We start from the raw sequence: 13070 nt of genomic DNA, 5'->3' as shown, positions 1-13070 counted from the left end.
CATCAGATGACGCCCTCTTCAACGGGGTGCGGGGCGGGCTGGCGCTCGAGGGTTTGCGCCACTTCGAGCAGGCTGGCGGCGCCGAACAATTGGCCCATGGGCAGTTCCACGCCGATGCGGCTGCGCAGCATTTCGAGAAAACGCGTGGCCAGCAGGCTGTCGCCGCCGAGGCGGAAGAAGTTGTCGTGGCGCGACACGCAGGACACGTTGAGCAACTGCTGCCACAGCTCGGCGACCAGCTGTTCAGTGGTGCTCAACGGCGTTTCATCCAGCGTGGGGCGTGAATGGGCAGCGGCGGCCAGCGGCGCGAGCAAGGCGCGGCGATCGACCTTGCCGTTGCTGCTCAAGGGCAGGCGATCGAGCACCAGGATCTGTTCGGGGCGCATATACGTGGGCAGGCACTGCTCCAGGTGCAGGGCCAGCACTTCGGCGCAGGTGCTGGCAGCGACGGCGGCGAGCAAGCGCTGGTCTGCGACCAACGCCACGGCCTGGTTCACACAGGGATGACGCGCAAGGGCCGCTTCGACTTCGCCCAGCTCGATGCGATGGCCGCGCAGCTTCACCTGGGTGTCAGCGCGGCCGAGGAATTCCAGCAAGCCGTCGGGGCGGTAGCGGCCCAGGTCGCCGGTGCGGTACCAGCCGTTGACGAAGCGCTCGGCATTTAATTGCGGCGCATGGCGGTAGCCACGGGCGACGCCGTCACCGCCGATCCACAATTCCCCCGTGACCCAGTCCGGGCAGTCGCGGCCAAGGGCGTCCACCACGCGGTAAGCCTGGTTCGCCAGTGGCACGCCATAGGGGATCGAACGCCAGCCTGGCAGCGGCTGCTGAACCTCGAAATGGTTGGACCAGATCGCCGCTTCGGTCGCGCCACCGAGGGCGATAAAGCGGCAGTCCGGGGCCTGTTGTCGCAGGCGTTGCGGCAGGTCGAGGCCGATCCAGTCGCCTGACAGCAGCGCCACCTTCAGTGCCAGGGGTTGCTGCTCCACCGCGTTGGCTTCGAGCAGCATGTCGAGCAACGCCGGCACGCTGTTCCACAGGCTTACGCCGTGATGTTGCAGGGCCTTGAGCCAGGCGCGGGCGTCGCGGCGCTGATCTTCATCAATCAACACCAGGGCGCCGCCCACCGAGAGCAGGCCGAACAGGTCATATACCGACAGGTCGAAGTCCAGCGCCGACAGCGCCAGGCCACGGTCCGAGGCGTCGACGCCGTAGCTGCGGTTGATCTCGGCCACGGTGTTCATCGCGGCGCGATGGGTGATTTCCACGCCCTTGGGCTGGCCGGTGGAGCCCGAGGTATAGATCACATAGGCCAGTTGGTCGGTGCTCACGGGCAACGGCGCGTGCAGCGGTTCGACGCTTTGCGCCTGGGACGGCTTGAGGTGCTTGACCCCGGGCAGTTGCGGGTCGTGCTCGGCGAGGATAAGGCTGACGCCGGCCTGTTGCAGGATGCGCTGGCAACGCTGTAGTGGTTGGTCCACACCCACCGGCAGGTAGGCCGCGCCCGCTGCCAGCACCCCCAGTACACTGGCGATCTGTTGTGGTCCCTTGGCCAGGGACACTGCCACCAGATCCCCGGTTGTCACGCCCGCGTCCATCAGGCTGCGGGCGATGCGCAGCGCACGCTCGGCGAGTTCGCCATAACTCAGGCGGCCATGCTCACCCCACAACAACGCCGGGCGTTGCGGGGCTTGCTGAGCGTGTTGGAAGAAGCCCTGGTGCAAGGTCGGGTCACCCGGTACGCCGGGGCCGGGGGCATTCAAGCGGGCGCGCAGTCGGGCCTGGGCCACCGGCAGCAGATCCGGCGGGGCGCTGTCCCAGGGGTCTACGGCGAGCCAGTGGAGGCTGCCCAGGTAGGCATCGAACATCGCTTCGACGAGGCCGTCGGGGAACAGGCCGACCACCCGGTCCCAGTTCAGGGCGATGCCGCCGTCGGCTTCCACCACCTGATGGTCGAGCCACACTTGCGGGGTTTGGGTCAGGCCGAAGACCTGCCTGGCGAACGGGCCGTCCACCGGCGCGGCGGTGCCGTCCGGCACGCCCAGGGCGCTGGTGAATACCACCGGCATGCTCACCTGTTGTTCACCGCTGTCCCTCGCCAATTGGCGCAACAGGCTGACCGAACCAATGCAGCGGTGCTCCAGGGCCTCGCCCAGGTGCTGCTGGGTGCGCCGTGCTCGGTCGATCCAGCGTTCGCCTGCCACGGGCACATAACCGAGCAGGGTCAGGGAGGTGAAATCGCCCATGACCTGATCGATCTGCGGATGCACCGGGCGGCGATCGAACAGCGTGAGGTTGAGGCTCAGGTCCGGGCGCGCACTCCAGCGGCCCAGGGTTTCGGCAAACGCACAGAGCAGCACTGCCGAGGCGGTCAAACCATGCTGTTGGGCCTTGGCCAGGATCGCTTGCCACGCCCCCGCCTTGACCTGTCCTAGCAGGCGTTCGAAGCGTGGCCGGCCCAGGCTGGCAGGATCGGCCGCCAGGGGCAGTTGCGGGTGCGGCGGCAATTGGGGCAAACGTGCCTGCCAGAAGTGTTGCGCGGCGTGCAGTTCGGCAGGTTCCACGCCGGCCTGCAGCTGATAGTCGCGAAACGACAGTTCCAGCGGCGCCAGGGCCAGCATCGGCTCGCGATACAGCGCGTCGAGTTCGGCATAGAAGCGCAGGATGCTCAGGGCGTCGAGGATCAGGTTGTCCAGGCTGATCGCCAGTCGCGTATGCCGGCCCTGGGTCACTGCCTGCACATCGAACAGCGGCCAGTGGGCAGGATCGAACACGCGGTGGGCACAGTGTTCACGCAGGTCCTCGATGCAGGCGTAGCCTTGGCCGATCACGAAGGTCGGCACCAGGGGGAGGATGCGCGCCTGGCCCGCTTGATCGAACACGGCGCGCAGCATTTCGTGGCGTTCGATCAGGCGCCCGAGTGCGTGTTGCAGGCGTGGCAGGTCGAGGTCCTCGACGTCGTATTCGCGGTAGAAGTGGCAACTCACACCGCCCAGCACCAGGCTTGGGTCGCGGCCCAGCCAGTAGGCCTGCTGCACCTCGGTGATGGGGAAGGGCGCATGGCGCTGGGCGAGGTCCGGCACCAGGGTGCGTGGTGGTTGGATATGGGCCTGTTGATGCAGGCCTTCGCAAAACTGCGCCAGCACCGGCTGGGCAAACACCCGGGCGATGCGTGCGCCGCCCAGGCCTTGCTCGGTTAGCAGGCGCACCAGGCGCGTGGCGCTCAGCGAGTCGCCGCCCAGGGCAAAGAAGCTGTGCTCACGACAGACTTCACCACAGCCGAGCAACTGCTGCCAGGCGTGGGCAACCAGTTGTTCGATGGGGCCACAGGGCGGTGACAGCTGGCCCGGGGCGGCGCCGCTGTGTTCCGCCAGCCAGCCGTTGAGGACCTTGCGATCCACTTTGCCATTGGTCGTCAGGGGCCATTGCGCGCAGCCCAGGATCAGGCTGGGAATCATATAGGCCGGCAGATGCTCGGCCAGGCTCGGGAACGCCAGTGGGGTGGGCTGCGCTGGGCCATTCGCCAGGCGCACCACCGCCCCCAGGTGCTGGCCGGCGAGCAGCGCCACTGCCTGCTCGACGCCGGGGCAGGCCAGCAGCGCGTGTTCCACTTCACCGGCTTCGATACGGTAGCCGTGCAGCTTGAGTTGGAAGTCGGTCCGCCCAAGGAACTCCACCGTGCCGTCGGGGTGGTAGCGCGCACTGTCGCCGGTGCGGTACCAGCGCAGGCCCTGGTAGTGCACAAAGCGTTCGGCACTGCGCAGCGCATCGCCCCGGTAGCCCTCGGCCACCCCGGTACCGCCGATCCACAGTTCACCAGCCACCCAGTCCGGGCAGTCATGGCCGTGCGGGTCGACGATGCGCAGGCTGACGTTATCCAGTGGCTTGCCGTAGGGCAGGCAATGCCAGTGCAGCGCCTGGCCGGGCACGACTTCGAAAAGCGTCGAGTGAATCGCCGCTTCCGTTGCACCGCCCAGGGCCATGAAGCGGCAACCGGGGGCTTGGGCCCACAGGCGCGGCGCCAGCTGCGGCGCGACCTTGTCACCGCCGAGCAAGACGGCGCGCCAGGGCAGCGGCGCGTCGGCGCAGCCGAGCAGCATGTCGAGCAGCGCCGGCACGCAATTGAGCACGCTGGCGCGGTGCTGCACCGCCAGTTCGCGCCAGCGTGGCGCGTCGCGCTGGGCGTCGGGTTCGATCAGGATCACCGCCGCACCGCAGGCCAGCGGGGCAAACAGGTCGAACACCGACAGGTCGAATTCCAGCGCCGAGAGTGCCAGGACCCGATCATCGCGGTTGAGCTGCAAGCGTCGTTGCAGGTCCTCCAGGGTGTTGGCGGCGGCGAGATGGCTGATTTCCACGCCCTTGGGCTCACCGGTGGAGCCGGAGGTGTAAAGGATGTAGGCCAGGTCGCTGATTGCACCGCGGCGGGGTGCTTGCAATGGGCTAGCAGCGTCCGGCAACTGGGTGAGCAGCAAGCGCGCATCGGCGCCCTCGCAGATCTTGCGGCAACGTGCGGCAGGCTGGTCGACGCCGATGGGCAGGTAGGTGGCGCTGCACGCCAGGATGCCCAGCACAGCGATCACCTGCTCGGGGCCTTTGGGTAATTGCAGCGCCACCACGTCACCGCGCTTCACGCCTTGGCCTTCGAGATAGGCCGCGACGCCCAAGGCTCGCTCGGCCAACTCGCCATAGGTGATGGCCTGATTGCCGTACAGCAATGCCGGCAGGGTCGGGGCCAATTGCGCTTGGGTGAAGAAACCTTCGTGCAGGCGCTCGACCGGCAACGCGGCGGGCTGGCCCTGGGCGGCGCTGCGTACGCCAAGCTGACTGGCGGGAATCAGCGCCGGTACCGGCTGATCCCAGGCTGCGGTTTCATGGCACAGGCGCTGCAACAGGCCGGTGTAGGCGTCGAACAGCCCGTCCAGTACACCCTCGGCAAACAGCCCTTCACGGGCATCGAGGTTGACCAGGATGCCGCCGTCCAGTTCGGTGACCTGGGCGTCCAGCCACACCTGCGGGCCCTGGGAAATGATCCACGCCGGCTGGCCGAAACTCTCCTGCACACCCTCGGCGAACAACTCCCCCAGGCCCAGGGCGCTGGTGTACACCACCGGCGCCAGTACTTGCTCACCGCGATGGCGGGACAGTTCGCGCAACACCTCGAGCCCGGAAAACGCGCTGTGGGCCGCGTCACCATGGAAGCGACGTTGCAACGCCGTGGCTCGGGCGGCAAAGCTGCCGGCCACCCGGCCATCCCAGGCCAGCAGGATCGACGAGGTGAAGTCGCCGACCAGGCGCTCGACATCGGCATGCAACGGCGTGCGGTTGAACAACGGTAGGTTGAGCAGCACTTCGGGCGCCTCGCACCAGGCGCCAAGGGCCTCGCAAAACACCGCCGCCAGGGCCATGGCCGGGGTGAGGGCGTGCTCGCGGGCATGGCGTTCAAACGCCTGGCGCTGGGAAGGCGACAGCCAGTGGTGACGGCGGCGCACCTGGCCTTCATCACCCTGGGGCTTGATCGGCAGGCGTGGGGCACCCGGTAATGCGTCCAGGCGCTGCAACCAGTAATCGCGGGCTTGGCGATGGCGCTCACGGTGCTCAGGACTGGCCTGCTCCTCGCGCAGGTCGGCCAGGTAGCGCGGGAAGCTGTAGCCCAGCGCAGGCAGGGGCTGTTGGCGGTACAACTGCACCAGATCACCGAGCAGGGTGCGCAGGCTCAGGGCGTCGGCGGCGAGCATGTCGAGGTTCAGGTGCAGGCGTGTGCCCCGGGGCAACAGCGATAGCTGGATGTCCAGCACCTGACCGTGTTCCACCGCCAACTGGCGATGGGACAACTCGGCACGCAAGGCCTGCAGTTGCTGTTGCAGCTGTTCGGCATCGGCCTGGCGCAGGTCATGCACTTTCAGGCCCGGCCATGGGCTTTGGGGCAGGATCTGTTGGCGGCCATCGTCGAGAAACTGCGCCCGCAACATCGGATGGCGGGCCAGCAGGGCCTGCACCGCGGCTTCCAGGCGGCTTGGGTCAACGCCGTGGCCGTCGAATTCGTTATAGAAGTGTGCTGCCACACCGCCTAGGGCTTGGCCAGGGGCGCGCCCGATCCAGTAGGCGTGTTGCATGGGCGCCAGTTCGAAGGGCAGGCCGTCGTCCGCACTGTGGTTGGCGGGGGGCGCGGCGACGGGGGCGGTATCAAGCAGCGTCAGCCACGTGCACAGGCGTGGGTCGGCTACCAGCTCGGCGAAACGCGCGGCCAGACCCTGGCGCCGCCATTGGCCGGCGAGACGGATCAGGGTGACTGAATCCAGCCCCCATTCAATCAGGTTGGCCTCCAGGGGAATCTGTTCGGCGGGCTGCCCCAGGGCTTCGGACAGGGAACGGCGCAGCAGGGTTGCGGTTGAGGTGCTGGGAGTGGCCATGGCTCAACGTCTTCTCATCGCTAGGGCCCGGACCGGGGTTGGCCCAGGCGCTGGGGGCAGGTCATTGTGTGGAAGCAGATGCTAGTCATTCTCATTGTGGCGACTACCCCAATCGAATCGTTTTTGCCCCGTATCCGTTTGCCCGATGCGGATCAGGCTGCGGCGGTGGTGGGAGACAACGCCGGTCACCGAGCGGGATACGGTTGGAAAATGACTTGAATCGGGTAGAACCGCGTTGCCGGCCTTGACTACCGTCGCTCGCCGCCCTTTTGCAGGGCTCGTCCTTGATGGAGTTGTGGATGTCAGTCGATTCGGGTTTACAGGTGCGCGGCTTGTGCAAGCGCTACAACAATGGTGTCGAGGCGCTGCGCGGTGTGGACCTGAGCGTAGGGCCGGGCATGTATGGCTTGCTTGGCCCCAATGGCGCAGGCAAGAGCAGCCTGATGCGCACCCTGGCGACCTTGCAGCAACCGGACGCCGGCAGCATTCACCTGGATGGCGTGGATGTGTTGGCCGATGCCGAGCATCTGCGCCGTCGCCTGGGTTACCTGCCACAGCAACTGGGGGCGTACCCTGGGGTGAGTGCGCGGGATCTGCTTGATCGGTTTGCCTGGCTCAAGGGGCGTACCGACACCCGCCAGCGTCGTGAAGAAGTGGAGGGCCTGCTGGCCAAGGTCAACCTGCAAGACGCCGCGCATCGGGCGCTCGCCACGTATTCGGGGGGCATGTTGCGCCGCTTCGGCATCGCCATGGCCCTGATCGGCTCGCCGCGTTTGCTGATTGTCGATGAGCCCACCGCGGGCCTTGATCCGGCCGAGCGCAACCGCTTTCACCGGGTACTGGCGGATGTGGCGGCCGAGTCCATCGTGTTGCTGTCGACCCATATTGTCGAAGACGTCGAGAACCTGTGCAGCCGCCTGGCGGTGCTGGCCGGTGGGCGAATTATTGTCGAAGGCCGCCCGGCGGATTTGCTTGGCGCTGAGCAGGGTCGCCTGTGGGAGGCGTCGTTCGGCCGTGGCGAGCCACTGCCCGCCGCCTTGCACGTAGCCGCCAGCCCCGCCGGTAGCCGCGTGATCGTGCACGGCGAACGCCCGGCCGATCCGCGCTTCACCCCTCACGCGCCGCGCCTGGAAGACATCTATTACCTGGCGCTGGCCCAGGCCGGTGAGGCGCTCGAGGCATGAATACCTTTGCTCTGTTGATGCGCGAGGCCTGGGTGGAAGTCCGCGCCGGGCTGCGCAGCGGTATTCCGTTACTGGTGTTCCTGGGCCTGACCGGTTATTTGCTGATGTCCCTGGCGAATGCCGACTACGTGCAGAAAATGGGCGCCAGCGACATTGCGCGCAACGCGCCGAGCCTGATCTATCTGATGTCCTGCGGGTGCATGTTCTTTCTGTTTTTCGCCTGGGCCTGGGTGTTCGCGCAACCGGCCTTGCGCGATCGCAAGGCGCAGTTGGAAGAGGTGTTGCTGGCTTTACCGCTGTCGCTGCCCGCGCTGCTGTGGGGACGTTTTATCGGCGCGGCGCTGGTGGGCGGCTTGCTCGCCAGTTCGCTGATCGTCGGCTTCCTGGTCAGCCCGGTACTGGGCTGGCTCGGCTGGGTGCCGGCCGCCAGTATCGGTGCGCCGATGTGGTCGGCCCTGGGGTTTGCCTGGGTCGCCTTGCTGTTGCCAGTGAGCACCGGCATCGGTGCGTTGTATTACCTGCTGGCGCTGCGCAGCCGTGGCCTGGCGGCGCCGTTCGGGTTGGCGACGGTGTTGATGCTGTTGTGGATGTTTGCCGTAGTGGTGCTCAAGGGCGGGCATATCAACCCGCTGCTGGCCGCCAGCCTGGACCCGTCATTGTTCACCTTTGCGCAGGCCCAGGTGGAGACCTGGAGCGCCGCGCAAAAGTCCCAATCGCTGCTGGCCCTGACCCCGGGGTTCTGGCTTAACCGTGTGTTGTGGTGCGCAGTGCCGCTGCTGTTGCTGGCTGTCGTATTGGCCCGCACCACGCGCCAGGGTTTGATGGGCAGGCGTAGCGGGGCGGTGTTGGCCGAGCCGCCGATGCTGCTGGCGAGCGGCGTGACCTTGCCTGGCCCGCTGGTGCGCAGCCAGTGGCCGCGAGCCCTGTGGTGCGAGGCGCGTTGGCAGGTACGCCAGCTGTTTGCCCGGCGCATCTGGTGGGTGGCCCTCGGATTACTGTTGGTGATGGGCGTGCTCAGTGGTTTTGTCCACGGGGTGTGGCATGCCCGTGGGCCGATGGTGCCTCGGGCGGATCTGACCCTGCCATTGCTGTCGAGCGCGTTGTTCCTGGTGATCGCCTTTATCGTCGCGGCGCTGGTCGGGCTGGTGTGCCGGCGCGATGACGTCGAAGGCTTTGGCGCCATGTTGCAGGCGACCCCGGCCCCGGTGTGGCTGCGCCTGTTGGGGCGGGTGGCATGTGTGTTGATGGCGACACTGGCCCTGGCGTTGGTGCCTGGCCTGGCCAGCTTGCTGATCAGTGCTATTGCCGCGCCCGACAGCCTGGCGCCGGGTTTTGTGCTGGTCTATCAGGCGCTGGTATTCGCGCCGCCGCTGGTGGAACTGGCGATGCTCACGGTGCTGGTGCATGCGCTGGTTCGCCGCTCCGGGCTGGCTTACGCCACTTCGATGCTGCTGACGTTTTTCCTGGTGCTCAACCATGAGTTGGGGCTGGTGAGTTACCCGCCCTATGCCATGGCGATCCCTGCGCATGTGGGGGTGTCGTTGCTGACCGGCTGGGCGCCATGGCTGGGGTTTCTGGCCACCTTGGCCAGCTGGAAACTCGCCGGTTGCCTGGTGTTGCTCGCGCTGGCGGCACTGGCCTTGCCCCGTGGGCCGGAGCATCGTCGGTTGAGCGATGTGCGCCGCGGTTTGCTCGGTTTGCCCGGTGCGTTGCTGGCCTTGGGCATCGTCGGCTTGCTCGCCAGCGGCGTGCTCTTGCAGCGGCATCTGGTGGAGCAGGGCGATTACCAGTCCGTCGCCGAGCAACGTGCCGAACGTGCCGACTGGGAACAGCGCTGGCTGCCCGGGGCGAGCGCCTGGCAGGTGGCCGGTGGGCAGTTGCAGATGCAGGTTGATTCGGCGGCGCGGCAGGTCTTGGGCCAGTGGACGTTGGATGGGGTGGTCGCTGCCCACCTGGACGCTGAGTTACCGCCGGGCCTGCAGTTGACGGCAGTCAGCGTGATGGGGCGACCGGTCGCGTTTGAACAAGCCACCGCGCATCTGCGTGTGCCTTTGCAGGGTTGCGCGGCGAGTGGTTGCCAGGTGGTGTTGAACTGGACGCTGAGTGCTGACGGCTGGCCTGCCGAAGGCGAAGCGTTCTGGCTTGGGCCGCAGGGTGTGTGGCTGGAAGCGCGCCGCGTGGTGCCGCGCCTGGGGCTGGACAGCGAGCGACTGTTGCGTGCGCCGGCCCTGCGCAGCGAAGCTGGCTTGCCGGTCGCGGTGCCCCGGTTGCCAAGGGGGGCTGAGGTGGCGGTGGATGCGGTCGCACCGGCCGGACACTGGCAATGGCAGCTTGAGGTCGATGGTCAGGTCTTGACCAGCAGCAGCCTGGGCCCACTGGACTTCGCCTACGCCACGCCGCTTCGCAAGGATGCCAGCCGTGAGCACACCGCCCGTGAAGTGCAGGAAGACCTGGACCTGATGAGCGCCTGTGTGGCGCGACGTCTGGGCGGCCGCTCCAGCGTCGAACACCTGAGCCAATGGCCTGCAAGCATGGGCGCCAGCCGCTTGAGCCACGGCCATCTGCTGCTCAGCCAGTCGCCCAATTGGGACGTGGGGCCAACAGGCGTCGGACGCTGGACACGCCGCGCCCATATTGCCGAACTGCTCGCCCGCCGCATGTTGACCGACGCCAGCGACCTGCGCCAGGCCCCCGGTTACCTGTGGCTGAGCCAGGGTGTGGCGGGGGCGCTGGGCCTGCTGTGTGTGGAGGATGCCGATGGCGCTGACGCCCGGGCCACGCTGGTCAAGCTGATGGCCGACGACCTGACCCGCGCCCTGGCCAGCGACGGCGAGCCCGTCGGCACCCTGGCCGATGCCCGCGAACAAGGCTGGGCCGCCAGCTATGCCGCGCTGGTCAGCCTCGACTGGGTCGCCGCGCAAACCCCCGAACATCTCACGGCGATGACCGCCGATGTCCGTCACGGCCAGGGATGGCCAACCGCGATCCAGGGCCTGCTGGGCGCGCCCTCCGATCCGGCGATTGCCGCCGCGCTCAAGCGCTGGGGGCCTGCGCAATGAAGTTGAATCATCCCTGTCTTTTGGAGTTTTGCCATGTCATCTGAACTGTCTATCCAGCCGCTGCGTCGTCCTCTCGGTTGGCGGGCCAACGTATTGACCCAAGCCATGGCGCTGACCTTGTCCAGCCAGATGTGTACGGCCTATGCCGCTGACCATCAACCGGCCGCCAGCGCCGAGACCATCGAGCTGGCACCGGTGACGGTGAGTGCGCGGTTGAATCAGGAGAGTGCCAAGGACATTCCGTTCGGCCTTTCGGTGCTCGATGGGCAAACCCTGGAGACCCGCCGCCTGCGCACCCTGGAAGATGCCCTGCGCACCACGCCGGGGGTGGATGTGAACTCCTGGGGCGGCGCCAACGACGCCAACGTGCGTATCCGTGGGATCGGCTCGCTGAACCAGATGAGCATGGACGACGGCTCGGTGGTGCTGAACGTGGACGGGGTGCCGATGTCGGTGCGCAACGCGGCCATGGCCACCCTCGACGTGCAGCAAGTGGAAGTGCTCAAGGGCCCCCAAGGCACGCTGTTCGGGCGTAACAGCGAAGCGGGGGCGATCAATGTCACCACCCGTAAGCCTACCCGCGAGCTGGAAGGATATGTGCGCGGCGAAGCGGGCAACCAGGGCCAGTTCATGACCGAAGGCGCAGTGGGCGGGCCGCTGACCGAGTCCCTGGCCGGGCGTATTGCGGTGCGGCGCAGCGGCTTTGATAACTGGGTCGACGACCAACAGGACGGCGACCCCCTGACCAAGCCACGTGACCTGGCCCTGCGCGGCAGCCTGCTGTGGGACAACGACGAAGACACTACCGGCCTGCTGACCGTCGAGCGCCAGCGCGCCGACCACTACGCCGGCTCGGAGATCCTGCGGCCATTCGGCAATCGTCCCAGCCTCGACTACACCCCCGGCACCTTCGATAGCAACAAGAAGACCAACGAGCGTTATTCCTTCGAGCTCAACCACGACCTGGCCCAGGCCCGGATCACCTCGATCAGCGCCTACACCAGCACCGACTTCAAGGCGATCAAGGGCTATGATCGCAACATCACCCAGGCGTTGTACGGCCAACCCTTCGAGTACCTGGTCGAAGACGCGGCCCATGAGCGGGTCTGGAGCCAGGACCTGCGCCTGGGCTCGCTGGCGGATGCCGAGGTGTTCTGGGTGACCGGGGTGAACCTGTCCCGTTCCGAGCGCAGCTTCGATTCCACCAACTTCACCAACGGCGCCCGGCAAATGCGCGATTTCACCACCAACAGCTATGCCGCCTACGGCGAAGTAACCTTCCCGATTGCCGAGGACTGGAAACTCACCACCGGCCTGCGTCACACCTGGGATCGCAAGACCTACGGCGCCGACTACAGCAGTGGCGGCAACCTGGTCAGCGACAGCCGTCGCTTGCAGGACGACTACAACACCGGTCGCGTGGCCCTGAGCTATGCGTGGACGCCGCAGACCAACCTGTATGCGGTGTTGTCGCGGGGCTACAAATCGGCCGGGTTCAACGATTACGCCACCTCGGTCAAGGACAGCGAGCCCTACAAGGCGGCCAAGGTGAACTCCGCCGAAGTCGGCTTCAAGCATGAAAGCCAAGGCGGTGCGTTGAGCCTGGAAGGCGCCTTGTTTATCACTCGTGTGCAGGATGACCACCTGCTGGGGTATGACTTCAAGAGCATGGCCGTCAGCGCCGTGAACGCCGACACCCGCAGCAAAGGCGCCGAATTGTCGAGCACCTGGCACGTCACCGATGAGCTGACCCTGGGCAGCGCCATCAGCTACACCAACGCGGTGGTCACCTCCGATGCGCCAGGTGTTTCCGGTGGTGATGTGGCCAAGGGCAGCCGCGTGCCGGATGTGCCGTTGTGGAGTGGCAACTTCAGCGTGGCCTGGAACAAACCCCTGGGTGAACTGCTGGGCTTGCCTGCGCCGCGCTTGAACACCTTGCTCAACTACCGCGTGCAGAAAAACCGCCCGGCTGATCCGCAGAACCACTATGACCTCAAGGGTTACGCCAAGTTGGACTTGCACCTTGGGCTGGAGAGTGGGGGGTCGGAGGTTTATTTGTGGGGCGATAATTTGCTGGATGCGCGGTATGACCTGTATGGCGCGTACTCCACCGACACGGTGCTGACCGGGATGCCGGGGCGCGGGCGTTCGGCGGGGGTGGGGTATAGCTATCAGTTCTGAGGCGGTCACTGGGTGCAATGTGGGGGGAGCTTGCTCCGGCTGGCGACCTGACAACTGACTGATGCCCCACGATCTAAATGTGGGAGGGGGCTTGCTCCCGATGGCTACCTGACAGTTGACCAGGATGTTGGATCAGACCGAGTACATATCCATTATTTAGGTAATGGCCACTATTGGTTCCGCTTTTACAGCGGGTCACTTTGAAAAGCGCAAAGTAACCAAACGCTCTTGCC

4 protein-coding genes are annotated in these 13070 nt (G+C 66.4%); 3 read left to right on the top strand and 1 reads right to left on the bottom strand.

Annotation, left to right across the window (positions count from 1 at the left end; genetic code table 11):
* Positions 1 to 2 precede the first annotated feature (2 nt).
* Positions 3 to 6413, bottom strand: coding sequence for a non-ribosomal peptide synthetase (locus ASD70_RS06875; RefSeq protein WP_056846007.1), 6411 nt, complete (start codon positions 6411 to 6413; stop codon positions 3 to 5).
* 299 nt (positions 6414 to 6712) lie between these two features.
* On the opposite strand from ASD70_RS06875, the gene ASD70_RS06870 reads away from it, so the two are divergent.
* From ASD70_RS06870 to ASD70_RS06860, 3 genes are read left to right on the top strand one after another with little or no spacing between them, the layout of a single operon-like run.
* On the top strand, positions 6713 to 7597 hold the full coding sequence (locus ASD70_RS06870; protein WP_046072145.1) for an ABC transporter ATP-binding protein: 885 nt from the start codon (positions 6713 to 6715) through the stop codon (positions 7595 to 7597).
* Positions 7594 to 10656: an ABC transporter permease gene (locus tag ASD70_RS06865; protein ID WP_056846006.1), complete on the top strand. Its 3063-nt coding sequence runs from the start codon at positions 7594 to 7596 to the stop codon at positions 10654 to 10656. Before ASD70_RS06870 ends, ASD70_RS06865 begins: the two co-directional genes overlap by 4 nt.
* A gap of 33 nt (positions 10657 to 10689) precedes the next feature.
* On the top strand, positions 10690 to 12837 hold the full coding sequence (locus ASD70_RS06860) for a TonB-dependent receptor (protein ID WP_056846005.1): 2148 nt from the start codon (positions 10690 to 10692) through the stop codon (positions 12835 to 12837).
* Positions 12838 to 13070 lie beyond the last annotated feature (233 nt).

Origin of the sequence: Pseudomonas sp. Root569 (assembly GCF_001427465.1) — a bacterium.
Classification (GTDB): domain Bacteria; phylum Pseudomonadota; class Gammaproteobacteria; order Pseudomonadales; family Pseudomonadaceae; genus Aquipseudomonas; species Aquipseudomonas synxantha.
This window is presented reverse-complemented; position numbering and strand designations above follow the sequence as displayed.